Below are 25,211 nucleotides of genomic sequence, written 5' to 3' on the forward strand. Positions count from 1 at the left end.
GAGGTTCTGGTATGCCCGGTCTGCGGCAGCTATGACCCCGTTCCTCTCTCGGAGGTGCCCAATGCAGGCTGAGCAGATCTACCCTTCGATCCCTGCAATCGCAAACACCGACCAATCGGCCTTGGCATTCGCGCACCAGTCTGGCGTAAACGCGGTTTGGCTGGATGCTCTCAGCCAGGTTGTCTCACGGCTCACCCAGTTCGGTGAAACCACGGTGCCTGTTGAGCTGAATGAGGCTCTGCAAGAGCTTGCACAGCTGCAGTACGTCGAGCTGGAAAGCCATGATGCTGGAACGCTGGCAGCGACCCTCCTTGGCCAACCAGCCCTGCTGACCAATTACTTCTGGTCAGTATGGGTACCAAGGCACCTCCTGAGCTGCGGTCTGAAGGTTGCAGTAACCCCCCATCTGACCAGCTCCGTGGACGAGGCTCATCACTGCACCGTGGTCTTCCGGATTCCTGGATCGCGCGAGACTGCACGTGAGTTCCTCACCGACCTGGCCACCCAATATCCGGGCTGCACCCCGGAAATCGTGGCCATCCAAGCGGGTGATGCACTTTGCCCGAAGGAGGCCGGATCCAATGCGTAACCTTCTTCGCGGCGCCCACGACAGTGTCCGCCGGCTTGCTGAGTTTGCCCTCTCCGAGGGCTGGACTCTCTCCAGGTCCAATAGCGGCCACCTGAAGTTCAGCAAGTCCGGCTTCGCACCGATTTTCACTTCCTGCACACCTAGCGACCACCGTTCCGAGCGCAACACCCGGGCGTTGCTTCGACGTGCGGAAGTCCAAAACAGCTCCTCGCGGGGGATTCAATAATGCCGATCCGACACGTAATTATTCACCAGCTCGACAAGCAGCCCGACGGCAGCCCCGCCGTCCTTCATGCCCGTGACACTGAGCTCCCACCGTCCGATGCTATCGTGAGTCTCCAGGGCGACCTGAACGACAGCTACAACGCCAAGCAAGGCAAAGCGTGGGGCTTCTTCCATGGGGAGTCGGGTGCGTACCCATTCAGCGGTTGGCTGAAACAGTACCTGGAGGAGCAGCAAGACTTCACCAGCTTCAGCCGTGTGTCTGTCGAACACCTGCAGAAACTGCTTGAAGAGGTCAACCTGTCCACCGGTGGCCACGTGTTCTTCAGCCATTACCAACAAGGCTTGACTGAGTACTTGATGATCGCTGTCCTCCAGCAGGTCGAAACCGTCAGCCTGGACGGTGATCTTAATGTTGTAGCCTCTCGCTACCTGGACACCAGCAACTTCTCCTGCGCGGCCCGGATCAACCTGAGCGAGTGGCGCAACAACCCTAACTCGAAGCAGTACATTTCCTTCGTTAAAGGCAAAAACGGCAGGAAGAGTTCGGACTACTTCCGCGACTTCATCGGGTGCCAAGAAGGCGTCGACGGGCCAGGTGAAACCCGCACGCTTCTCAAGGCATTCACCGACTACGTCGAGAAAGAGGATCTCCCAGAAGAAAGCGCCCGGGAGAAAACCCACGCGCTGCTCGACTATGCCACCACCCAAACGAAGCTGGGGCAGCCCCTCTCTCTTCAAGAGCTGTCCCAGACTCTCGATGAAGACCGCCCTCAGGCGTTTTACGACCACATCCGCAATAGCGACTACGGCCTATCCCCTGAGATCCCGGCCGATAAGCGCACACTCAACCAGTTCCGCCGTTTCACCGGCCGCGCCGAAGGTCTGTCGATCAGCTTTGAGGCGCACCTGCTCGGTTCCAACGTCACCTACGACGCCGACACCGGCTCGCTGACGATCAAGAACCTGCCCACTCAGCTCACCGACCAACTCAAACGCCGCCAGTAAGGAGAACCACCATGAACGCAACCAATTCCCGTACCGCTGACAAGTTCGTGGTTCGCCTGCCGAATGGCATGCGTGAACAAGTGGCAGAAGTCGCCCGCAAGAACCATCGTTCCATGAACAGCGAAATCATCGATCGCCTCGAGCAATCGCTACTCAACGGTCAATTTGAGCCGGCGCAGAAAGCCCAGGGCGACGGCGCCAACGCAGAGGAGTTGAGATCCGAGCTGACCCGCGCATACCGGATCATCGATCGCCTGTTGCAAAATGCTGTTCCAACTCAAGACGACATTCAGGAAGTGCTGCACCTGGTTCGCCACTCTCCTCTGGCTCACCCGCACGTTGCTGCGGTAGGAGCTTGAGATGGCCGCTACAGACCTCAAAGCCAAGCTTCTCGCTCCAGGCTTCACCCCTACAGGCACCACCGCGGCCATGAGTGACCCTATCGCGGACACCCCATTGGTGCTGACTGTCGAGCAGGTCCTCCCTTGGGAGGATAACCCTCGTACCACTCGCAACCCACGATACGATGAACTCAAGGAGTCGATCCGCCACCGTGGCCTCGACACCCCTCCGCCTGTAACACGCAGACCTGGAGAGGAAAAATACCGGATCCGCAACGGTGGGAACACGCGAATCACAATTCTGAAGGAGCTGTTCCAGGAAACTGGCGACGAAAGGTTTCAGAGGATTAATGTTCTGTTCCGCCCATGGGATCAGATCCGAGGCGAGATCGTGATGCTCACCGGTCACCTGGCCGAGGATCTCAAAGGTGAGCTCAAATTCATCGAGAGAGCTGTCGCGGTGGGTCGAGCGAAGGCGCTTTATGAGGAGGAAAGCGGCGAGACCATTTCCCAGCGCGAGCTCGCTCGACGCCTATCTAAAGATGGGTACCCTATTTCTCAGTCCCATATCAGCAGGATGCTGGATACCCTGCAATTTTTGCTGCCTGCAGTGCCTGGTTTGCTCTACTCCGGTCTCGGTATCGACCGGATCACGAAAATAATCGCGCTGAGAAAATCTGCATTGGCTTGCTGGGACAAGCATTACAGCAATGAAGGCGTTGACTTCGAAATGCTGTTCCAGGACGTCCTTGCCCAGTTCGAGGGAGAAGCGGAAGAATTCCTGTTCCAGCGCTTCCAGGACGAGCTCATCGGCACGATGAAAAAATCGCTGCAGCTCGGCTACGAGGACATTCTGCTGGAGATTACCCAGCAGCAGGATAAGCTCCGTCGCTCAACGCCAGTGGTAGAAGTGCCGAGTACCGGCAAGTCCAGTAATCATCCCGCCAGTCTTTTGGGTACTGGTACAGCTTCACCGGTACCGGTACCGGCATCGCAACAGCTACCTGAAGCTACTGGGAGTTCGCCGAAGCCTTCTCAGCCTCCCCACCAGCCAGCTGCTCCAATGCCGGGAGCTTCGCTCACACCAGAGCAAGAGCAGGAACGGATTGCAGGGCATATCGCGTCCCCAACGAACCTCAGCCAGCGGGTGATCGAGACAAAAGCGAAGGTTGCCGCCCTCAGCGGGGAAACGCTGCCCGATTTCAACTCGAACTGCCTGGTCGCCATCCCCGTGCAAGCCGGCGGACTGCACCCCATTACCGACCTCTGGTACATCGAGCGTCAGATTGACCAACCTGGCGAGTTGCGCAACCAGGTAGCCCAACTGGCCGTGGAGATCCTCGAATCTGTCAACGGCCCTGGCGATATCCAGGTAATCGATGGAGGGATCGGGTTCAAGTACAAACAGCCGGAGACCGAAGTTGAAGTCACTGCAACAGCTCAACATACGCTGACACTGCTTCAGTCATTGAGCGGTGCGATGGCTATCGCACTCAAGATGCTGAACGAGCAACCAAACCCTGCCAGTGCATTGGGCGAATTTGAGTTTGCTGCCGGCCTGGGCCAACTGCTGCTGGGCCAACCTCTGGGTGCTGAGCAGGCACCAGGTGACGAAGGTCGTTTGAGTGACGGTGCGCTGGTCAAGTTATTCCGCATCATTCGGCTGGCTCGACGCCTGATCGACTTGGAAATCGAAGAGTTCAAACGGTCCTCGCCAGTCCAGGACAACTGAACACTCGATGAGATGAATGGGAGGGAGTCTCAATGTCCAAGTCAACACTTAACGAAGCGGTTCTCTCACAGCTGCTTGACCTCATGCGTAACGGTCAACTTCAGCGCTGTGTAGAGATGGGAGTTGAACCAGAGGTGCTGGGCCAGATCCAGCACCCAACAGTCCTCAGTTTGCTCCGCAATACCCCTGTTTCATGGGTCAACGTGTCAATCAACAGCTCAATGATCCTCAAGCTGCTGACCGGCGCCGCGCGTACAGAAGAGGAAACTCGGCTTATCGAGCGCGCGATCCGGCTGGGGGCCACGACCAGCTTGCTCGGCAAGTTCTTCGGGCTCACACCTCAAGAGATAGCCTTGCAGCGTACCGTCATTGGGGTGCGTGCCCCACGCGGTCGATGGCCAGAGCTCTCTGAAGATCAGGATCACCATATTTGGCATCGCTGGACCAAGTTGATGGATGAGCACCGCGTCGAGCTCGAGGACAGCTTGGCCATGCTCGACGTGGCCATGCTGGTTGCCGAGGAGCTGAGCACGGACGGTCTCACGCTTGCGCAGATCTGGTCACGGATCACTCAGTGGGTCGAACAAGGCTTGTATCCAGGCAGCACTGAACGCTCCCGAGTCACTGAGCGACGACAGCTCACCCTTTTGGATGAGGGCGGCCTACGTCATGTCGATGAAAGCGGCACCGCCTCTATCCATCCTGGAGAAGGCGATCAGAGAAGATGAAGCTCACACGGTTCCCGATTTCCACGCTCCTAGATTCGGCCTCGGGGCAACTCGAGGCCCATGTGCAGAAGAAGAGAGCTGAGGACACCGCCCCTACTGCAGCGCCTGCTACACCCTACTCCGGGATAATTTTCAGCGGAAATCCGCATGAAACGGTCCCGCGTAAACTCCTACTCGACAATCGGTTGACCCCCTTGGAACGCAATTGCTGGCAAGTCTTTCGACTGCTGGTCAATGAAGATGGAATCACGGCTTTCCCCACCTATGACCAACTGCGGCCCTACCTCGGCATGAATCCAGGTAAACACGCCTCTAGAGAAACCGTGGCAAAAGCCTTGACGGTGCTCCGTCTGACCCGCTGGTTAAGCCTGGGCCGGACGGTGCGGAATGAGATCAACGGCCAGGTTCAGGGGAACGTCTACCTCCTACACGACGAGCCTGTCACGCCGGCGGAGGCCCTGGAGTTCGACAAGGACTATATGACCTTGCTGATGCAATCCATGGAGCATCAGAACAAAGCGATCAAGGACATCGCGGCAATTACCTGGAGAGAATTCACCAGCGATCCAGACGTTGGGCGACGACTTCCCTCGCGCATTGACACGATTAGCGATCGACTGAACGCCCAGACCTGGGCAGTTGAAACCAAACAAAATGCACTGCCTGCGCCTGAGTTCGGAATCCGAACTCAGCAAGACTTAGCCGTGGATGGACTGAGTTCGGAATCCGAACTCAGTACGAACTCAGCGAAACAGGGGGCCCTCCCCCTCAGTTCGGATTCCGAACTCAGCCTGAAACCACTGAGTTCACCCTCAGTTCGGATTCCGAACTCAGCTAGTACGTATACAAATACAGACAAGTCTGTATCTAAAAGCTCTGTACAACCGCGCGAGAGTGCAGGTGTGAACTGGTTACTTGCCCTAGATCTCCTCAAGCCAGAGGACCGTGTGAAGGCACGTGAGATCATGGGGCCGGTACCGGAGAATCTCCGAGAGGCGGTGATCAACCAGTGGAAGCATCGCTGTACTAGCGGGAGTGTCGCCAAGCCCCTCGCGTACCTGACGAGCCTTGCAGGCAAGGCCATACGGGGTGACTTCAACGCAGAGTGGAGCCCTACAGCGCCTGCTGCAACTCCGACGTCATCGCCAGCGGCCAGCGTGGTAGCACGGCCCACTCAGCCCGCCGTTCCCAAGCCGGCACCGACAGCGACTGCGATGCAGACAGCAAATTCCGCGCTGACCTCGCTGCAGGCCCTGCTTGACCCTCGACGCCGCGTGGAGCCCACCGATGAGTGATTGGATGGGTTCTACGATCACCCTGGGATTTGCCTCTGTTGTGATTGGTATGCTGGCGGGCCGCGTTTGTACCTGGGGCGCTTGCTGCCTACCTGCACTCCTCAAGCGCCAATGGCAGCGGGATGCACGGGAACTGCTGGGGCTGGATTCAGAGAAACATTCCGACCTTCAACCGGCCAGAACCCCTTCGCGAGTAATCTGGACCGCGCAGATTAGCTGCGCTGCGTTGTCACTCGTGGTGACAATGCATTTTGGGCCAACTATGCAGGCCTTCTGTGCCCTGCTGTTTACCTGGATGCTTCTGGCTTTGAGCTTGATCGACAGTGAGCACCACCTACTGCCGGATTCGCTGGTAATACCAGGACTCTGGGCCGGCTTAGTCCTCAACTCCTTCGGACTGTTCACGGTACTGCAGGACGCTCTTTGGGGGTGTGTCGTTGGCTTTGGCTTCTTCTGGTCTGTGAGTCAACTAACCGGACTAATCACTGGCCGAGAAAGCATCGGTAGAGGCGACATTAAGCTGTTGGCATTGATGGGTGCGTGGGGTGGCCTACAGGTACTTGGCTGGACTGTAGTTTGCTCTCTGCTAGGTGCAGGTCTAGCCGCAATGCTTCTCATACTCCTGGGAAAGCGATCTACCGACGCAAGAATTCCATTTGGTCCGTTCATCTCCGCCGCAGGCTGGAGCGCATTTGTGATTCTAACTCATTGATTAATAACCCATGGACCATTAGTCGAGTGATGCGGCCCGCATCATTCACCGGCATCGACACCGGCGCGAGCCAGGTCGAGTGGTTCCACCGGAATCCCCTGATAGTGAGGCCCGCATCATTCACTGGCACCGACACCGGCGCGAGCCAGGTCGAGTGGTTCCACTGGAACCACCTGACAGTGATGCGGCCCGCATCATTCACCGGCACCGGCACCGCCGTGAGCCAGGTCGAGTGATTCCACTGGAATCGCCTGATAGTGATGCGGCCCGCATCACTCACCTGATTCGACACCGGCGCCGAGGCCGGGTCGAGTGGTTCCACCAGAATCCCCTGATAGTGATGCGGCCCGCATCATTCACTGGCACCGGCACCGGCGCGAGCCGGGTCGAGTGGTTCCACCAGAATCCCCTGATAGTGATGCGGCCCGCATCATTCACTGGCACCGGCACCGGCGCGAGCCAGGTCGAGTGGTTCCACTGGAACCACCTGACAGTGATGCGGCCCGCATCATTCACCGGCACCGACACCGGCGCGAGCCAGGTCGAGTGATTCCACTGGAATCGCCTGATAGTGATGCGGCCCGCATCACTCACCTGATTCGACACCGGCGCCGAGGCCGGGTCGAGTGGTTCCACCAGAATCCCCTGATAGTGATGCGGCCCGCATCATTCACTGGCACCGGCACCGGCGCGAGCCAGGTCGAGTGGTTCCACTGGAACCACCTGACAGTGATGCGGCCCGCATCATTCACCGGCACCGGCACCGCCGTGAGCCCGATCGAGTGTTGTCACCGGCACCACCTGGGAGTGTTGCGGCCCGCAACACCAGGATGGTGTGCGCCGACTATGACAAATCCAGCACCCCGGGTTCTTCATTTATTACTGCGCGCCCAACAGCCTAAAAGCAGCATGGACATCGTTCACCCACCTTATATAAGGAAACCATGTCCATGGCTGACAACTATCAGCTCAACATCGGCTCCCTCAGGAGCCAGGTCCAGCTGACTCTCCACACCCACCATGCTGCCCGAATCTGGCTGGGCCGCCAGAAGACCGATGACAAACACAGCATCCTCGGGCTGGCGGGCTTCTGCCTCAAGATCAACCAGATCGACCGTGGAGCGGCCCAGGACGACCCATACTCGGACTGGTGGATGATCAGGATCGAAGAGAAGATTCAGGAAGTGGACGATGCCCTGAAGGCCATCGACAGCCGCCTGGATGAAGTGATGGCCCAGTTGCCCAAGGCGCTCGAAATCGGTGAGAACCTCTCCATTCAACCGCTGAAGCTGCCACTCTTCATTTCCAACCCGCTGGGCTTCAAGGGCGTCCATCTACTGACTCAATACGACGAAGTCGTCCGCCGCATCCTGCTGGCTCAGCACGTCGCCATGATCGGCCGCCGCGATGGCGAGATCTGGATAGACGAGGGTGCTCACCTGCTGCGCAGTCTTTTTGGACTGGCCCAGCTCCATCGATTCTCCGGTGCATCGCGTGACGACTTCGCCGCCAACAATGCACGGGCTGAAAACGCGCGCGAGATGTACAAGCGCTACGGCGACATCCCCCAGGACATCCTGGAAGGCACCCGCAGGTCGAACTTTGCCCCGCCCATCCGCCGTGGTTCCGCAGACCCGGTCGAGGATCTGGATGACGATCTCGAAGGCGAGGCCTGATCCTGATGCGTTTGGACCCCCAACCCATGGAGGCCCTGCAACAGGGTGCCTTCAAACCGCTGCAACAGGGTGCCTATCAGGCGCTGCAACAGAGTGCCTCACTAAAAGGCCTTTTAAAGCCCTTTAAAGGTAAGGGGGAGCTGATCCAGTTGGCGGAGCATTGCGCATCGCTGGAGGCAGGGTTGCGCGCCATTACCCAGGAAGTGCTGGCCCAGGTCCGTCAACATCCATTCGCCCTGCTGCCCGTCAGGCTCATCGAGCAAAACACAGCGGCTGGCACAACCTTTCTTCGCTGGCAAAGCGTGCAAGGTCGGCGCATGGGTGTCGGCGTATGGGCCCAGATGATCCACGCCCCCAAAACACCAACCCACTTGCTGCAGGACCTGTTTGCCCTGGAGCAACACCGAATCACCCTGAACATGCAGATCAGCCTCATCCACTCAATCGGCAAACAGGCCGCCGAGTGCGCAGAAAAAATGGGGCAGGCCGAGGCCGAATATCAGGCTCGACTGCAGCAGGTCATGAACCCACCTCAACACTGAACGGAGATACACCATGGGTACACCAGTAGTTTGGGAAGGCAACGTCGGCAACGCTGCCGAGCACCGGTCGTTCGCCAACGGCAACAAAGATCCGCGGCACATGCTGCGACTCAATGTGATGTTCGACAACTCGATCCCTGATGGCCAGGGTGGCTACAAGGATCGTGGTGGCTTCTGGGCCAACGTCGAATGGTGGCACCAGGATGCCGAGCGGTTCGCAGCGCTGTTCCAGAAGGGCATGCGCGTTGTGGTGATTGGCCGCGCGATCATGGACAGCTGGACGGATAAACAAAGTGGCCAGGAGGTGTCTGCGCTCAAGGTCGAAGCCAGCCGGATCGCGATTCTTCCACATCGCATCGAGCACGTATCTCTGTCTGGCGGCGGCGGCGGTCAGCGTCCGACCAACCAACCGCAGGGTCAGGCGCGCAGTCAGACCAGCGGTGGCCAGGCTCAAAACGTGCCTCAGCCGAGCCCCGAGGACATGCGCCACTACGGCGAAGGCTTTGACGACGACATCCCTCTGTAGCCCCCCCTTAATTTGGCGCGCCACATCGCGAAGCTCCTGGTGACAAGGATGTCACTACGAGCTACCCCTCCCTTCGATGAAGCTTCGCCGTAGAAACCCAACTACATCTTGGCAGGCATTTTTCAGGCGCCGTTCGTGAAGTTGCCGATGACAAGGACAGCGCCTCGCCACCTATTTCCGCTTCGAGGTAACGTCCCGTGCACCACGACTACCCGGAATATCCATCCGTCAAAGCGACGGTAGACTCCTCGCGCTACATGGAAGCCGTACATGCTCTCGAAGGCGTTCCCCAGGTCTTTTGCGACGGCGAAACCATCCTCCTGCCCGAGGCTGAGGTGAAGGCCATCGAAATGCTTCGCTCCCAGTTCAAGGCCACCTTTGAGTATGGGCAGGCCGAGGAGTATCAGTTTGCGACCAAGGCCCGGGATGCAGGAGTGACGGCTGAGCTCCTGCGACTTGGGCAGGCAGTTTGCGACATCACAGGCCAACACGCTGAGGTGATGGTTCGTGCCGCATTGGAGGACCCCAGCGCGACGCTGCTGGCTTGGTCGGCACTCTACCGCTCAAGCATGATTCCCCACTAGGTCTGGCACACGGGCATTGGTGTGGGGCCTAATTTTTCCGCCGCCATTCGTGAAGTTTCTGGGAGCCAGAACAGATCGACGCGACCGCCCACTCGACACTTGGCGTCAGATGCCACACAACTCCTGGCGGCCAGAACCTACTGCCCAGGGTCGCGCGCCTCGGGAAGCTCCCGCAACCAGGACGGCAAGTCGTGGCCGAAGGGGCGCTGCAAGCAGCGCTTGCCCAGGTCAGGAGGCGGTTGAAATCGTCGCATTGGCAAATTACCATTTCCTGAAGGCATCTCCACCCTACAGCTGCTAACGTGTTTAAAAATTAGCTACTGGAGTCGAAAAAAGCGCCTTGTCGCGAGGCTTCCGGTATCAAGAATGTTTGAGGCGTGATCTGCCCGGCAGGTGCAGGGGCACTGATGAGGAGCATTCGATGCAGCATGTAGTGGCCCAGGAGCGAAAAGCGGATAGGCGCCAGTTCAACAACCCCCATCCTGCGGTGGAGGCTGCCGGAGTGGAAGCCGCCGAGAAAGGGCTGCCCGTGTATGCTTGTCCCTACAAGCACCCCGCCATGTTGGCCTCTTGGCTTAAAGGGTACAATCGAGCCCAGCAGCTCATCCTCAGCCTCTGACCTCTTGCTCTTACAGCCTCCAGCTTGCGGTGGCCTTCACAGCCAACCTGCTGATTTTGTCTTGACACCCCTCCGCCTTCTCCCTAGAATCACCGCCCAATCGCGCCTGAACCTCTGGTGCTGGCTTTGTCCAGTATTATGTTTGGGCCTTCTTTTATCTGGAACATGGATGTTGCAGCAGCTAGCCCCTCCTAAGCCATTCAAAAATTATTCCGAACTGGTTGAGCTACTGATTACCAGAGGCATGCTCGTACCTGACCCCAACCGAGCAGAACGGAAGATTTCACAGATCGGCTATTATCGGCTCAGTGGTTACTGGCAGCCCGCGCGCGACTTTGATAGGGACGAGCAACAGAATGTCCTTATCTGCCAAGTAACACGCAAACCGCGTAGAAAAAGCAATTTTCTACCTGACACAACCTTCAATGACGCCGTCGATCTTTATCTTTTTGATAAGAAACTTAGACAACTCATGCTTGACGCGATTGAACGGATTGAGATCCAGGTCAGGACTGTAATTGCTCACGAGGTTGGCTACCACTCACCAATGGCGTATACGGACTCGCAGTTCATTCGCCCTAAACAGACCGAAGACTGGAATGACCGCAAAACTAACCAAAAACGAAATACTTGGTTAGAGTGGCAAAAACGCCAAAAAAATCTGTTGGATCGTAGCCAAGAAGACTCCATTGAATGGCATAGACGCGCGCACAAAGCTATTCCGTTCTGGGTAGCTGTGGAGGCATGGGATTTTGGTACACTATCGAAATACTTCGAAATCCTCAAAGGCAACCATCAAAATCGCATTGCGGCTCGACTAGGTATTAGTGATACCCACGTGCTAACTCAGTGGCTACGAGAGATAAATACCTTGCGCAACAGGTGCGCACATCATACTCGTATTTGGAACCAAGTAGCGGCCAACCCGCTCTCCGTTCTTGACAACCCTTATTTTCAAAACCTGGCGCTTGACCAAAATGCCCGATCTCGAATATTCGGGCTAATCAGCGTCATCTGGCTGCTTGTTCAACGCTTGGGGCCAAGTTCAAGCTGGATAAAACAGGTCGCAGATCTACTCGACTCTAAGCCCTCCTTGCCTGGTTGCCAATTCTCCTCACTTGGGCTTCCAGAAGCTGGATTCCCCAGGAAGCTCTTTGGAATCTGATCAAGGAGACTAAATTGCACCACTCCTCATCACGCAATTCATAAAAGCAATCCCAACGAATTCCCGCCCTTTCAGTTGACCATTTCGCGTTGTGCCGCCTCCGGCCGGCGGCAAGAGTGCGCTCTGTTCGAACTGTTCAGGGTCACCTTATGAAACTCATGATCATCGAGGCACCGGGCAAGCTGAAGAAGCTAGGGCCCATGATGAAGAAGATCCGGCCTGGCGAGCAATGGACGGTTGTAGCCACTGGTGGCCACATCCGAGACCTCCCTGAAAAGGGGATGGACGAGACGATGATCACCACTGGGGTGCTCAAGAACCTCCGGCCGGTGTACGAGATGCTGCCCAAGAGTGCCCGCAACGTCAGCACGATCCGCAAGGCGCTAAAGGACGCCACCGAGGTTTATATTGCCACTGACCCGGATCGCGAAGGTGAAAGCATCGCCTGGCACATTCAGCAGGCGCTGCGCATCAGCGAGTACAAGCGCGTCACCTTCAATGAAATCACACAGAATCGTGTGCGGGAGGGTTTGGCTAACCCCCGCAAGATCGACGGCCAGCTCGTTGCTTCACAACAGTGCCGTAGGGTGCTCGACCGCTTGGTGGGCTACCCCGTCACTCAGGAGCTGCGCCGAGTCATGGGGCAACCCACGTCTGCGGGCCGTGTACAGTCACCTGCGCTCTACCTGGTTGTACTGCGCGAACGGGAGATCCGCAACTTCAAGGTCATCCACCACTTCGGCGCAGAACTGACCTTCAGGGACGAAGCTTCCAGCTTGGCCTGGACTGCCGCATGGCAGCCGGTGCCGGATTTTGCCAGCAAAGAACACCCTTACGTCCAGGACGGCACGCTCGCCGCCCGGGTCGCCGCCACCCGTGCAGTTATCGTGGAATCGTGCGAAGACGGCAAGAAGCGGCGTCCGCCGCCCGCACCGTTCATTTCGTCCACTTTGCAGCAAGCCGCCAGCGTGGCGTTGAAGTGGGACCCCGACAAGACGATGCAGATTGCGCAACGCCTGTACGAGCAGGGTGTCATCACATACCACCGGACGGACAACCCCAACCTGGCCGATGAGGCCATGCCTGACATCCAGGCTGTCGCACGACGCCAGGGGCTCGACGTTGTAGACGAACGCCGGACGTTCAAGGCAGCAGACAGCGCACAGGAAGGTCACCCTGCGATCGCGCCAACCGCTTGGGATGATGAGGTTGCGGGAGAGTCTTCCGATGAACAGGCGCTGTACAAGCTCATTCGGATCCGCGCACTGGCCAGCCAGCTCGCCGATGCCATCTACGACGTGCGTACCGCAAAGTTGCTGGCCAAGGGGCCGGATCAAAGGCCGCTGCGCTTCGCTGCGACGGGTAGCTCGGTAGCCTATCTCGGCTGGATGAAGCTCCTGCAGCAAGACGACACGGATGAGGAGTCGACCGACCTGCCCAAAAATCCAGTGCCGGCGCTGCAACCTAAGCAGATCCTCAACGTACTCCAGGGCGAGGTGTTGAACCAGAAGACCAAACCGCCAGGGCGCTTTACTAAGGCCAGCTTGATCAAGGAACTGGAGCGTCGTGGGATTGGCAGGCCCAGCACCTTCTCCGCGATCGTTAAAAACATCACCAGCAAGGGCCTGGTCGTCGAGGAAAAGCGCAAGCTGGTACCAGGACCGCTGGGAGAGGCTACCGTCGCCCAGCTGGAAGGCCGATTCAGCTTCCTCGAGCTGGCTTTCACGAGCACGCTGGAGAAGGACTTGGATCGAATCGCCCGCGGTGAGGATAGGTACGGCCCTGTGGTCGCCAAGTTCTACGAGCACCTCCAGAGTGAGCTGGAAAGCCTCCGACAGGCGCCCACAGTGGCGATGAAGGCGCGGTCGCCTGAATCCTCATCGGGCGCCCAGGACGGCTACTCCTGCGGCAAGTGCGGGATGCCTCTCGCGCGCCGACAGAAGCGCGGCGATGGCGGTTACGACTTCTGGGGATGCACCGGGTTCAAAGCGAACAACTGCCGCGTGAGCTACCCCACAGTGGGCGACAAACCTGATATGACCAAGCCCAGGGGCATGTAGGCGAAATGTTTCGAAGGCGGTAATCCATTTCTCCTGTAGCAGGTTTCCCCCAACTGCCAATCTGCTCGCTCTTACGGGTGCGGGTAGGCGCACCTTGAATGATGACGAGTTGACTACTCATCCTCCCGGAGGTGCTTGTGGCCCGTTCCAAGAAAGTCATTGACCGGTTGAAGGCCGAGCAGGCGGACAATCCGAAGGTCCCTCATTATGAATCCCGGCCAGGCGAGTCGTGCTGGCCGTTACAACCTGACGACATCAAAACCGCTGGGTACTGGAAGCAGGAACGCAGACGTGTGCCGAAGGGCTCAGAGCCTGCGGCGTACGTAATCAGTGGCCAGGGAGGGTCGCTTCATGGCTCAGTACTCTTAACCCGATGGGTGCCTGCCTACCACCTGGACCAGACTGTGCCGATGAAGTCCAAGAGCGCGGACGCCAATTGAAACGGCCACGCCTCCTCAATAGCCAACCAGTGTTGCTCGAAGCCGCCGTATTCGACGGCTACGACATGGGCATCCTCATGCCTTACATTGAAGGCGCAAACAAGGTCATGTTCGCACGGAGCGGGTTCTTCATTCGCCGCAGTGATCACCCGCTCTGCCGCTACTGGCGCGTGCCCAAGGCCAAGCTCATCGACGAGCTGGACCTGGTGTACCACCAGCTGATCGAGCTGGCCGGTGGCAAGGTCACTGAGTCATGGCAGGCCTTCCGCCAGAAGATCGAGAGCGCGCTGGCCAACCCACGCCGGGACGCGTTCATCTCGGGAATGCTACTGCGAATTGCCCCGCTCGCCGACGGCGGTGTGCTGCTGTCCGGAGATTATCATCCTGGAGTAGTTGCAGTGGCCCGCCGGATGCGGGGAGTGTTCCTGGGCAAATCCAGCTCGTGGCGAGTCAACGCCACCGCCGAAATCCTGCGCAGCAACCTGGTCCTGGAGCTCGGTCTTGTGGAGGAGCAGTTCGAGATCCTGGACGTGGTACAGGAGCTCCTGGGCGATGGCTCTGTGGTTCCAGCAGCAGACATTCCACGCATCAGCCTGGGCGGTGCTCCTCAGGAACCCTCGACAGCCGCCAGCGGTGAGGAGAGCTCCAACGACATCTACCTCGCTGCCGTCTCGCCGATTGAACGCACCGAGTTCTCAGATGCCACGATCGCCCAGGCCCTGGTCGGCTATTCCCTGCTCGATCACCAGCCTGCTGGCATCGCTCACCTGCTCCAGCGCACCAGCGCACTGCTGGCTGATGATATGGGCCTCGGCAAGACGCGCCAGGCCATTATCGCGGCGCATATCAGTGCAGCCGGTCGCCCGATCCTGGTGGTGACCCTTTCCTCGTTGCTGATCAACTGGCAGCGCGAAATCCTGGCGGTCTACCCCGACGCGACAGTCGCTGTGCAGAAGCACGACCCGCTGGTCCAATGGATGCTGATCAATTACGAGCGTCTCGGCGACTACGTGCTGCTGGCTGAGCATTACCACGTTCTAGTGGTCGACGAGGCGCACCAGTTGAAGGAGCCGACTGCCGAGCGTACACGCCATGGCTTCGATATCGCAGCCAAGGTGCCGAATCGCTATCTGCTGACAGGCACGCCTGTCCTCAATCGCGAGACAGAGCTGCACACCCTGCTACGTCTATCGGGGCACCCGGTCGGCCAGTTGCCCCTCAGCGATTTCTGCGAACGCTTCGCCGGCAGCCCAGAGTTCCGGCAAAACCTCCGGGCAGAACTGGGCGACTGGATGCTTCGCCGGCGCAAAGACGTTCTGCCCGGGCTCAAGGGTAAGCACCGGCAGTTGCTGCCCGTGGCGATGGGGGTGGAGGAGCGGAAGAAGTACGACAGCATTCGCCTCGAGGACAGGCCCATCTTTGCCAGGCTCGGCGCGCTTCGCCATTACCTGGAACAGGTGAAGGTCAGAGTCGCTATGGACCTGCTGGGCGAGCTGGACCCCGAAGACAAGGTCATCCTGTTCTGCGAGTTCAAACCCACCGTCGCGCGCCTCAAGGAGCTGTGCGATGCAGCCGGTATCGGGAACGTCACCCTGGTCGGCAGTGACACACTCACCAAACGCCAGAAGGCGATCGACAAGTTCCAGGGCGACCCCGACTGCAGGGCTTTCATCTGCACCACCCAAGCCGCCGGTACCGGCAACAACCTCACGGCCGCCAACTACGTCTTCTTCCTGGGCCTGCCCTGGACACCCGGACAACAGGATCAGGCCGAGGACCGGGCGTACCGGAATGGTCAGCTCAGGACGGTGATCGTGAAGATCCCCCTCGTGGAGAACAGCATCGATCAGCAGCTCTGGCAGATGCTCTTAGCGAAGCGCCAAGTCAGCTTGGAGCTCATTGAGCCGGAAGAGCAGCAGGACGCGCTGGCCAAGGCAATGCTTGCAGCGACTATCCAATAAGTAGGATCGCTTGGGAATCACAGTTTGAGCTCATGAATGATATAGCTCCGAAACTTAACCCTTTCAACGTGAACCCAATGACTACTACCAACCTAAATCCTTGGAAAACAGGCCGATGCATTGCTGCCAAACATGGGCCATCAGATTATACCGGCGTCTCTCTGTAACTTGGCGATATAGGAGTTCAACGCCTTAGCAAATACTGGCAGGGTCTCATTCACAAAAACCCAATCAAAAGTCAGTAAGGCGCTGGTCCATCCTACGCTGTAGATAACCCCATCCTCACCGATTTCTTTGTCCCCATGAGTCATGTTGAAGCTTTCGTGATCAAAGTGGGCACCATGCTTGTCTCTGTATCCCTTCGCGGCCTCTAGAAACTCATAAAACTTGACTTTAACGTCACCTGAGAAGGCCTCAGAAATCACCTCAGCGACAATCGGCTCCCAAAACGATTTCTTATTTCCCGCAATAACCCCGGGTTTACCCCAACCAGAATTAAAAATAGTGCACAACTTTATAATGATTTCTTCTGTGATTAATTCATCAATAAGGTGAACATCGTGAACATCAGGAAACAAGGAGCCATGCTCTGATTCAAAACTATCTAATGCCTCGCCCTCAAGTCGCAGACCAGTTTTTAATCTGCGACGTTCCTGATCATACAGCTCAGTAATATTTTTTGGCCTTCCAGTTCTGCAGAAGCGGTCTACTCGTTGCATAAGCGCCAGGAGATCCAAAACCCTAGCCAGTGCTATTTGCCACAAATACAACCTACCTAGTGTTTCTTTCATGGTTATCTTTTTTAATTTGGTATTGAAGCGGACATGATCGCCGACCTGGGCGGTGATGAAATGCACTTTAGGCCAAGAGATACTCTCAGCGATAGGCCGATCAGCCTTACGCCAAGAAAATCATGCCCCCCTGGCCGCTGCCGAGGGCACCCAAGACAACCCGTTGCACGAACTCATCAGCCCACCGGAAAAATCTGGTCCTGCGAGATATTGATTTCCAGCTGCGCGGAAAGCTATCGGCTGTCACCGTTGCCTTCAATGACTACAGGGGGCCTCATGATCAGGCAGTTGACCACTCTCTCGCTCGCCGCACTCGTTGCGGGTTGTGCGATTCAGAAGGCTGAGCAGCCGCCGAAGCCGGCGTTCGATAGCAGCCGCAATCCCGAATGGCTGTCTCCGGACATCTACCCGAACGGAGCAAGTCCGGAGAAGGAACCCGTCGTTCGGTATGGCCGCTACACCTTGGTGAGCACCCAACCCGACGCGAGCCAGCGCGACCTGATGGCACAGATCATCGACGTGACCATCCCATCGAGCATGAACCCCAGCGTTCGGGACGCCATGCTCTACGTGGTCGACCGGTCAGGTTACGCCCTCTGCCCGCCCAGCTCGCAACACGTCAACATCCTGTACACCCGACCTCTGCCAGCAGCCCAGTACAAGCTCGGCCCAATGACTCTGCGAAACACCCTGCAGGTCCTCGCGGGCCCGGCCTGGCAGGTGAAAGTCGATGAGGTGAACCGTCAGGTGTGCTTCGTGCTTCGCCCCGGTTACCAATTGCCAACCCCGTCGACGCCGGCAGGCCAACTCTACGCCGACAAAGCGCGGGCTCCTGGAACCAGCCCCGCCACACCAGCCTCGACGCCAGGCGTAGTCGTCGCCGCAGTGCCTACTCCCGCCCCCATCTCCACGACTACACCCGCTGTCGCAGCCCCAGCGGCAGTGGCTCCCGCGCTCCCCCCAATGGCACCCGCCAAGGATGGCTCTATCCCGGCTGCGATGGTAACCACCGCGGCTAAACCTTCGACACCTGCGTCCCCAGCACCGAATGCGCCCAACCAACTTGCAGCATCCAAGCCAGCGGCTGCCGTGACCACTACAGCAGTGGTGGCCCCGGCCATCGAGGTCAAGCCCGCCACACCACCCCGGCCGCTGCCCCAAGTATGGACGGCCGAAGTTGGATCAACCCTGCGCGATACCGTTGAAGAATGGGCCAAAAAAGCCCGGTGGCGGGTGATCTGGGCCCAGGAAGACCTCAACTATCCGATCGAGGCACCGCTGCACTTCGAAGGCCCGTTCCAGGAAGCCATTAAGCAGCTGTTCCCGCTCTACGACAATGCCCCGCGATCCTTCGTCGTCGACGGTAGCGAAGGCTCCCAGAGCGTCTTGTACGTCGCTGAGAGGAAGAAGAAATGAACAAGTTTTCTTGGGTCCGCTGGGCATTGACCCCGATCGCCTTGGCCCTGCTGAGCAGCTGTGCCGTGCAACGGGTTAATGAGTCGTTCGACCGAGCAGAGTTCCAGGGCCGCACGGCTGGCCAGTACACCAAGTTCCTGCAGAACCAGCAGCCACAACAAAACCGCGACACGGTCGTTTTCAGCAACAAGCCCTGGGTTTCCACTGAGCCGCTGGTGACCAGGCGCGGGCTCCCGTTCAGCCTGGACCGTGACATTGCCTATCGGCCTGCAGGCCCAGTGTCGATCACCGACGTGGCTCAGCTGATCACCAAGGAAACCGGGCTGCAGGTCATTGTAGCGCCTGACGCATTGAACCCCGGGATCCTCTCCTCGAAGTCTGCCGGCACTACCGCTCGCGGCGCCGCTCAGGCTGTACCTGATCCAGACAGCCTAGCGGGTCTTCTGCCAAATGGCATGGCGGGGGCAATGCCTGGCAGCGCAAGCTCATTCGACTTGGGCCTCGGCAGCGGAGGACTGATCTCCGGCCTGAACTACAACGGCAAAACCTCCGGGCTGCTTAACCAGGCCACCTCACGCCTGGGGCTGTCGTGGCACTTCGACCCTGAGCTGCAGGGCGTGCGCATTACCTACTTCGACACCCGCACCTTCGACGTCTGGACATTCGGCGACGAGTTGGAGATCGAGAGTACCGTCAAGTCGGGCCTGCTGACCTCCACCGGCAACGGCGACTCGGGCTCTTCGACATCTTCGGGAGGAGCCACGGGTGAATCCGGCAGCAACCAGAGCACCAAGTCGACGTACAAAACCTCACTGATGAGCGACATCGAGAGCAACGTCAAGGCCATGCTCAGCATGCAGCCTCCAGGGCGGCTGTATCTCTCTCGCTCTACCGGCACGCTCACCGTCAGCGACCGGCCGGAGGTGCTGAATCGAATTTCGGCCTACCTGAAAGATACCAACCGCAGCATCACTCGACAGGTGCTGTTCAACGTCAAGGTCTACGAGGTTAACTTCAGCGACAGCGACCAGACGGCTGTCAACTGGAGCGCTGTCTACAAGTCCATCTCCGGGAAATGGGGTTTCGGCCTGAGCAACACCGTCGCCGGCATCAGTTCCGAGGCGATCTCTGCCAGCGGCAGCATTCTGGATACGTCCAGCTCTCCGTGGGCAGGCTCCAAGGCCGTCGTGCAAGCCCTGTCAGAACAGGGGCGCGTCTCCGAAGTGCGCTCGCCATCGGTGACCACGCTGAACCTGCAGCCGGCACCGATCCAGATCGGCAACGTCCAAAGCTATGTCGCCTCCAGCTCGACCACCACCACCGCTTCCGTCGGTTCCAGCACCGCACTGACACCGGCGACGATCACCAGTGGCTTCAACATGATGCTGCTGCCCAAGCTCCTGGACAAAGAAAACATGCTGCTGATGATCACCCTCAGCATCAGCAGCAAGCCAATCTTCAAGGACTTCGAGAGCAACGACTCCAAGGTCCAGACCACGGACTACGACACCAAGAACGTGGCGCCCAAGGTCCGTCTGCGCAGCGGTGAGACACTGATTCTGACTGGGTTCGACGAGAACGGGGATGACGCCCGTAAATCCGGCGTTGGCAGTCCTAGCTTCTTTGGCTTGGGCGGTGGGCGAACCCGCTCGACGTCCCACAGCGCCCTGGTGGTACTGGTGACACCAATCGTCCTCCCGGACAACCTGTAAGTGGCGGCGCTCATGAACACCGATACACACAAACCTTCGAGCCGGGTGCAGACCATCCAGCACCGGGGGCGTGTCTTCGTCACTGGCATGCTCTGGACGCCCCTGGGCAACATGACCAGCTACATGAAGGAAGCCCGTCAGTATGGCCATGAGCACGGCCTGGACATCGTGGCTATCCGAAGAACGTCGCTCATGATCCAGGCGGGCTTTGTTTCCCGCTCCGCTGACGTTCACAAAGGCATGTACTCGCTGGCTGCGACCTTGGCTGGCCAGCTCGGTGATTCATGGATTGCTGCCTGGGCCGTCGACGCCGATCAAGATCGCTATGCCATCGTCGCTGTCCATGAGGGCAGGATCATCCCGGGTTGCGACCTGATTGCCACGGCATCGGAAGTCCGTAAACGGGTGTTGCAGCAACGCAGTCGCGGCATCCAGTTTGAGCGAGAGTTCTTACCAACCGAGTTTGGCATGGGCGGCGACCTCATCGACATCGATGAGCTGCTCCAGCCGTCCCGGCTCAAGCGTGAATACCGGCTGCGTCCACTCGTGTTCGGTATGTCCAAGCCTGAGCTGGCTCAGTTGCTCCTGGTGGCCCTCTTGATCGGTGGAGGGCTACTGGCCTGGTCACAATGGAAATCCCATCAGGCAGAGATCGCGCGTCAAGCTGCCATCGAGGCGGAGAAGAAACGCCTCGAGGAGCTGGCCGAGCTGCAGAGGCAAACAGGCACGGAACAACCCATCCAGGCGCTGGAGCACCCCTGGGCGAAACAGCCCTCGGTCACCGATTTCGTTGAGGCCTGCAGCAGGTTCATGAACCGATTGCCGCTGAGTATCCGCGGCTGGCCCTTCATGGAGGCAAAGTGCAACAGTTCACAGGTTATTGCGACCTACGAACGCGCAGGTAACAGCACCGCTCACGAGTTCACGATGGCTGTCGCAGAACTCTTCTCTATCCGCCCGGAGTTCATCAATCAGGGTAAGACCGGGCTGCTGAAATTCGACATTTCCCTTGATGCTGCCGGTGACGACGCCCTCATTGAGGCCAGAGATGCTCTGGAGAATTTGACCAGTTGGTTCCATGGTTTCTCTCAGGAACCGCAGTTGCAACCGATCCCCGTTGTTACGCCTCAGGAACCTGCTCTGCCAGGTCAACCCACGCCACCTCCGCCGCCGCCTCCCCAGTGGCAGCAGTACCAGCTGTCGTACACCTCTGGCGTGCTGCCCTACGACTCCTTCAATGGCGCTCCAACCCAAGGGCTGCGCCTGCAGGAGATCAAGACCGAATACAAGGCCGACCACCTGATCTGGTCAGTCACAGGAGTCCTGTATGCGAAATAACTTCAGCCTGATCCTGCTCACGCTCTGGATGCCAATTGCCGGAGCACAGACAGCGACAGATCTCTCAGCCATCAGCGTCGGCGAGCTCGGCAAGGTGCAGAGCGAAACCATCTTGTTCAAGGCAAAAGCCGAACGCGCGAAGGCAGAGCTCGAGGCAAACGGCACACTACCTAGCCCCCCCCAGCCAGTGACGCAGTTTCCTACTGTCGGGCTCACTCCCGCCATGACGGCTACATCCTCAGGGCCGCGCCAATCGGCATTGCCGGTGGTGAAAGAAATCAGCGGCTCCGGACAGAAATTACGGGCAAGCCTGATCTACAGCGACGGCAGCGAGCTTGACGCCAAGCCTGGCAGCGAGCTGCCGAACGGTTTCCGGGTCCAACAGATCACGCTCGATGGGGTCGTGCTGACCAAGGAGGGAAAGCGATACCCACTTGGATTCGGTAACCGGGTGGTATCTCAGCCACAACAGAGCCTCCCCGGCCTCCTGCCCGGCCAACCCTGAGGAGTATTGACCATGACCGAGCTATCCGCAGAGCCCGTCGATCTTGAGCCTGCCGAACTGACTTTGGCGCCGTTGCCAGTGGCGGTACTGACCGCCCCAGGCGGCCCTCATGCGATTAAGGAAGACTTGCGCCAGGTCCTGGCCATGACCGCCGATGGGAAGCTGTACATCTCTCCCCAACACGTCAGTGACCCCTACGTGATGGCATTCATGGACCAGCTTGAGCACAAAGGCATTGACTACGAAGTGGTCTTAGCCTCGATGACTGAGATCAAGACGCTGTATCAAGCCTCGGCGTCGAGGGGCATGAAGGCACTTGTCGAAACCCAGCGCCAAGCCCAGGTGGTGGAGTTCATGGGGGACGCCCACCGGCGCGGCGCCAGTGATGTTCACATCGTCGTTTCGCACGATGTCACCCGGATCAAGTATCGGCTGTATGGGGTCCTTCAGGAGGTACGCCAGGAAAAGAGCGACGTAGGGCGTGAATTCTGCGCTGCTCTGTACAACAGCATGTGCGATGTTTCTGGCGATTACTACCAGCCCCACATCGCTCAGGATGCCCGCGTCAGCCGTAAGTTTGTCGACCAACTGGGCTTGTACGGCGCTCGGGTTGCAACCCGGCCGCTGGTGGATGGCCCGCTGATGGTGATGCGTCTGCTGTACGACGATACCTCCAAGCAGAGCTTCGAAGAGCTCGGCTTCCTGCCTCAGCAGATCGAGCACTTCAGAAGACTGCGGAGCCTGCCTTACGGACTTAACCTGATTACTGGCCCAACAGGATCCGGAAAATCCAAGACCCTGCAGGTCAATCTCAACGCGCTGTATGACGAGACTGGTGGCTCCAGGCACATCCTCACGCTCGAGCATCCCCCTGAGTATCCGCTCAAGGCTAACCAGTCACCGATTTACGCCGGCGAGACTTGGGGTGACGGTATTACCAATGCCGTACGGCTTGACCCAGATGTCCTCATGTACGGTGAGTTGCGCGACCTGGCGTCAGCCCAGGCGGCGTACACCGGCGCCATGACTGGTCACCAGAGCTGGTCAACCCTGCACACGAACAACGTGATCGCCACCATCCAGCGCCTGATTGACATGGGCGTGGCTGATTACCTGGTCACCGATCCACTGCTGACCACTGGGATCGCTAACCAGTCATTAGTGCCGGTGCTCTGCCCTGCTTGCCGCATCCCGCTGCGTGAGCATAACCACGGCATCAGCAAGGATCTCTTCGCCCGGCTGAAGCAGCTGCAGATCGTCGACCAAGTCAATCTGGTCGGTGAAGGTTGTAGCAAGTGCAGGAACCTTGGGGTCGTCGATCGCACCGTTATCGCCGAAACCTTGCTGACCAACGTCAAGCTCATGGATACGTTCACCAAGCGCGGTGCAAGCGCTGCGCGCAGGTACTGGGTCAACGAGATGGGTGGCATCACCAAGATCGCCCACGGGATCATGAAAGTCACCAGCGGGATAGTAGACCCACGCGATGCCGAGCTCTTCGCTGGGCCGCTCGACTTCGACAGGCAGCTGATGGAGCAATCCGATGTTTGAATTGCTTCAGGACTTCTGGACAGGTGTACGGGAGGCCGCCCAGGGCTGGGCGGTCACCTTCTATGCAAAGCAGTTTGGGAAGAACGAGCGAATCCAGTTCTACGAGAGCCTGATGGGCGTCCTGGAGGACGGTATCCCGATCGAAGAAGCACTGGAGACCGTTGCCAAGGCGTTCAGCAATGACGGTAAAACGATGCATCCCGTGTCAGTCATTTGTGGTCAGGTGGCGATGCTAGTGCGGGGAGGAAAATCTCTCGCCGACGCCTGCAGGAGCCATTTGCCATATGACGAGGCTTCCCTGGTCGATACCGGGGAGAAAACCGGCAACCTTGTGGAGGCTTTCCGGGACTGCGTTCGGCTCATCGAGGCCCGCCAACGCATTTCTCGCCTGGTTGTCTCCGTCGTAGCGCTTCCATCGATTACCTGGAGCCTCATGGGGGCGCTGCTGTATGTCATCGCCACCTGGATGGTGCCGTCGATGGCTCAGCGGCAAGATCCAGAGCTGTGGACCGGCATCCCAAGTCTGCTCTATGTAATTTCCAAGGTAGTCACGAACTACGGACTTCTGATCGTTGCAGTCGTGCTGACCCTGGTCGTCGTCTCGTTCGTGACCCTCCCATACTTCTGCGGCCTGCAGGTTCGACCGAACAGCCCGGTTTGGAAAACGCAGCTCAGCTTGCTACTGCAGACCACCAGGCTGCGGCTCGAAGGCATTCCCCCCTGGTCAATCTACAAAGTCCTGCACGGCTCAATCTTCCTGCTGAACATGTCAGTGATGCTCCGCGCCGGGGTGGGCCAACTGAGTGCGCTCAGCATTCTCAGCCGGAGCGCCTCTCCCTGGCTGCGAGAAAGGATCGACGCCATCAACTACGGCGTCAGTTCGGGTAAAGACTTCGGTACAGCACTCAAATTAGCCGGGCACCAGTTCCCGGATCCGATGGCCATCCATTTCCTGCAGGTCTTGGCCACACGCCAAAGTTTCGCCGCATCGATGGAGAGGTTCGCCAATCGCTGGCTCGAGCAAATGCTCAAGCGGGTGGAAACGGTCTCGAAGTCCCTTACAGCCCTATCCGCAGTAATCATGGGCCTGCTCATGATCTTCGTGATGGTCGGCATCTTCCAGCTGGCCATAGGCCTGATGGACTCAATCCAACACTAAGCACACAGCCCAGAGGCAACCAATGACACTCTCTACCCCAAAAAACCAACGTGGCTTCCTGTCCATCGACGGCGTGATGTGGATCATGCTCATTACCATCGCCTTAGGTTTCATCGCCTGGATCGGCTACAAGATGCTGGGGAGTTCCGATGCCGCTGTAGAGCAAAGCAACATCACCACCATCATCACCAACGCCAAAAAGCTGAAGGGATCTTCTGGATATGGCACATCGGGGACTAATCTCGTGCCTTCGCTGATCGCTATCGACGGAACCGGCTCAATGGGCGTTTCGGGCACCACCCTGACCAACCAGTGGAACGGCGCCGTCACGCTTGTGAGCAATGGCATGACCTTCACCCTCTCCGAGAGCAACGTCCCCAAAGCGGCTTGCATCACGCTGACCACCAAGATCGCCAAGGACAAGCAGACCACCACCGCCATCAATGGTGGCTCGGCAACCAGTGGCGAGGTCCTTCCCGCCGCCGCTACAACAAGCTGCTCCAACGAAATGAACTCGATCTCCTGGACTACTTACTGAA

Annotated in this window: 25 protein-coding genes; 22 read left to right on the top strand and 3 right to left on the bottom strand. The window is 58.4% G+C overall.

The features are described 5' to 3' along the window. Positions 1-61: 61 nt before the first annotated feature. The 7 genes from ACNQP3_RS21750 to ACNQP3_RS21780 all read left to right on the top strand — a co-directional run bounded on the left by ACNQP3_RS21750 (position 62) and on the right by ACNQP3_RS21780 (position 6,627). The gene (locus tag ACNQP3_RS21750) at positions 62-589 is read left to right on the top strand and encodes a hypothetical protein (protein ID WP_028692975.1); all 528 of its coding nucleotides are present in this window, start codon (positions 62-64) and stop codon (positions 587-589) included. A gap of 225 nt (positions 590-814) precedes the next feature. Next, positions 815-1,819, top strand: coding sequence for a nucleoid-associated protein YejK (gene yejK / locus ACNQP3_RS21755; RefSeq protein ID WP_023628769.1), 1,005 nt, complete (start codon positions 815-817; stop codon positions 1,817-1,819). An 11-nt stretch (positions 1,820-1,830) separates the two neighbouring features. After that, the gene (locus tag ACNQP3_RS21760; protein WP_023628770.1) at positions 1,831-2,178 is read left to right on the top strand and encodes an Arc family DNA-binding protein; all 348 of its coding nucleotides are present in this window, start codon (positions 1,831-1,833) and stop codon (positions 2,176-2,178) included. A gap of 1 nt (position 2,179) precedes the next feature. Beyond that, positions 2,180-3,892, top strand: a complete 1,713-nt coding sequence (locus ACNQP3_RS21765) for a ParB family protein (RefSeq protein ID WP_023628771.1) — start codon at positions 2,180-2,182, stop codon at positions 3,890-3,892. Between the two features lie 32 nt (positions 3,893-3,924). Next, on the top strand, positions 3,925-4,620 hold the full coding sequence (locus tag ACNQP3_RS21770) for a DUF2857 domain-containing protein (protein WP_023628772.1): 696 nt from the start codon (positions 3,925-3,927) through the stop codon (positions 4,618-4,620). After that, on the top strand, positions 4,617-5,915 hold the full coding sequence (locus ACNQP3_RS21775) for an STY4528 family pathogenicity island replication protein (RefSeq protein ID WP_023628773.1): 1,299 nt from the start codon (positions 4,617-4,619) through the stop codon (positions 5,913-5,915). Before ACNQP3_RS21770 ends, ACNQP3_RS21775 begins: the two co-directional genes overlap by 4 nt. Positions 5,916-6,210: 295 nt before the next feature. Then, complete coding sequence (locus tag ACNQP3_RS21780) at positions 6,211-6,627, top strand: prepilin peptidase (RefSeq protein ID WP_372340171.1); 417 nt, start codon at positions 6,211-6,213, stop codon at positions 6,625-6,627. Here ACNQP3_RS21780 and ACNQP3_RS21785 read toward each other — a convergent pair. Then, the gene (locus ACNQP3_RS21785; RefSeq protein WP_143524245.1) at positions 6,581-6,949 is read right to left on the bottom strand and encodes a hypothetical protein; all 369 of its coding nucleotides are present in this window, start codon (positions 6,947-6,949) and stop codon (positions 6,581-6,583) included. The two genes, ACNQP3_RS21780 and ACNQP3_RS21785, sit on opposite strands and share 47 nt — an antisense overlap. After that, on the bottom strand, positions 6,904-7,263 hold the full coding sequence (locus ACNQP3_RS21790) for a hypothetical protein (RefSeq protein ID WP_123902454.1): 360 nt from the start codon (positions 7,261-7,263) through the stop codon (positions 6,904-6,906). The genes ACNQP3_RS21785 and ACNQP3_RS21790 overlap by 46 nt, the downstream gene beginning before the upstream one ends. Positions 7,264-7,577: 314 nt before the next feature. Between ACNQP3_RS21790 and ACNQP3_RS21795 the strand changes: the two genes are divergently transcribed. The 8 genes from ACNQP3_RS21795 (at position 7,578) to ACNQP3_RS21830 (ending at position 16,200) form a co-directional block, all read left to right on the top strand. Then, a complete protein-coding gene (locus tag ACNQP3_RS21795) occupies positions 7,578-8,303 on the top strand; it encodes a PFL_4669 family integrating conjugative element protein (RefSeq protein ID WP_023628776.1) in 726 nt (241 codons plus the stop codon). 26 nt (positions 8,304-8,329) lie between these two features. Beyond that, a complete protein-coding gene (locus tag ACNQP3_RS21800) occupies positions 8,330-8,845 on the top strand; it encodes a DUF3158 family protein (protein ID WP_230852995.1) in 516 nt (171 codons plus the stop codon). A gap of 13 nt (positions 8,846-8,858) precedes the next feature. After that, positions 8,859-9,371 carry a single-stranded DNA-binding protein gene (locus tag ACNQP3_RS21805; protein ID WP_023628778.1) on the top strand — a complete coding sequence of 171 codons (513 nt, stop codon included), beginning with the start codon at positions 8,859-8,861 and terminating at the stop codon, positions 9,369-9,371. Between the two features lie 197 nt (positions 9,372-9,568). Next, complete coding sequence (locus ACNQP3_RS21810) at positions 9,569-9,955, top strand: hypothetical protein (RefSeq protein ID WP_023628779.1); 387 nt, start codon at positions 9,569-9,571, stop codon at positions 9,953-9,955. Between the two features lie 421 nt (positions 9,956-10,376). After that, on the top strand, positions 10,377-10,574 hold the full coding sequence (locus tag ACNQP3_RS21815) for a CrpP family ICE-associated protein (protein ID WP_023628780.1): 198 nt from the start codon (positions 10,377-10,379) through the stop codon (positions 10,572-10,574). Between the two features lie 169 nt (positions 10,575-10,743). After that, entirely contained in the window at positions 10,744-11,739 is a 996-nt protein-coding gene (locus ACNQP3_RS21820; protein ID WP_023628781.1) for an Abi family protein, read from the top strand. Between the two features lie 149 nt (positions 11,740-11,888). Continuing rightward, positions 11,889-13,799 carry a type I DNA topoisomerase gene (topA, locus tag ACNQP3_RS21825; RefSeq protein WP_023628782.1) on the top strand — a complete coding sequence of 637 codons (1,911 nt, stop codon included), beginning with the start codon at positions 11,889-11,891 and terminating at the stop codon, positions 13,797-13,799. A gap of 436 nt (positions 13,800-14,235) precedes the next feature. Continuing rightward, on the top strand, positions 14,236-16,200 hold the full coding sequence (locus ACNQP3_RS21830) for a DEAD/DEAH box helicase (protein WP_023628784.1): 1,965 nt from the start codon (positions 14,236-14,238) through the stop codon (positions 16,198-16,200). A gap of 140 nt (positions 16,201-16,340) precedes the next feature. On the opposite strand, the gene ACNQP3_RS21835 is transcribed toward ACNQP3_RS21830, so the two are convergent. Next, positions 16,341-16,991, bottom strand: coding sequence for a hypothetical protein (locus tag ACNQP3_RS21835; protein ID WP_023628785.1), 651 nt, complete (start codon positions 16,989-16,991; stop codon positions 16,341-16,343). A 276-nt stretch (positions 16,992-17,267) separates the two neighbouring features. Between ACNQP3_RS21835 and ACNQP3_RS21840 the strand changes: the two genes are divergently transcribed. The 7 genes from ACNQP3_RS21840 to ACNQP3_RS21870 are packed head-to-tail and all read left to right on the top strand — an operon-like array spanning position 17,268 to position 25,210. Continuing rightward, entirely contained in the window at positions 17,268-18,407 is a 1,140-nt protein-coding gene (locus ACNQP3_RS21840; protein WP_038707446.1) for a TcpQ domain-containing protein, read from the top strand. Further along, complete coding sequence (locus ACNQP3_RS21845) at positions 18,404-20,119, top strand: PilN family type IVB pilus formation outer membrane protein (protein ID WP_023628786.1); 1,716 nt, start codon at positions 18,404-18,406, stop codon at positions 20,117-20,119. The genes ACNQP3_RS21840 and ACNQP3_RS21845 overlap by 4 nt, the downstream gene beginning before the upstream one ends. Positions 20,120-20,131: 12 nt before the next feature. Further along, on the top strand, positions 20,132-21,457 hold the full coding sequence (gene pilO2, locus ACNQP3_RS21850; RefSeq protein ID WP_028692969.1) for a type 4b pilus protein PilO2: 1,326 nt from the start codon (positions 20,132-20,134) through the stop codon (positions 21,455-21,457). Continuing rightward, complete coding sequence (gene pilP / locus ACNQP3_RS21855; RefSeq protein WP_023628942.1) at positions 21,447-21,962, top strand: type IV pilus biogenesis protein PilP; 516 nt, start codon at positions 21,447-21,449, stop codon at positions 21,960-21,962. Before pilO2 ends, pilP begins: the two co-directional genes overlap by 11 nt. A 12-nt stretch (positions 21,963-21,974) precedes the next feature. Continuing rightward, a complete protein-coding gene (locus tag ACNQP3_RS21860) occupies positions 21,975-23,513 on the top strand; it encodes a GspE/PulE family protein (RefSeq protein ID WP_023628941.1) in 1,539 nt (512 codons plus the stop codon). Next, positions 23,506-24,672 (top strand): type II secretion system F family protein, encoded by a 1,167-nt coding sequence (locus ACNQP3_RS21865; protein ID WP_023628940.1) that lies wholly within the window; start codon positions 23,506-23,508, stop codon positions 24,670-24,672. Before ACNQP3_RS21860 ends, ACNQP3_RS21865 begins: the two co-directional genes overlap by 8 nt. A gap of 22 nt (positions 24,673-24,694) precedes the next feature. After that, positions 24,695-25,210 (top strand): type 4 pilus major pilin, encoded by a 516-nt coding sequence (locus ACNQP3_RS21870; RefSeq protein ID WP_023628939.1) that lies wholly within the window; start codon positions 24,695-24,697, stop codon positions 25,208-25,210. The last annotated feature ends 1 nt before the right edge of the window (position 25,211 follow it).

The organism is Pseudomonas sp. LFS074 (assembly GCF_047978165.1).
Lineage (GTDB): Bacteria > Pseudomonadota > Gammaproteobacteria > Pseudomonadales > Pseudomonadaceae > Aquipseudomonas > Aquipseudomonas putida_P.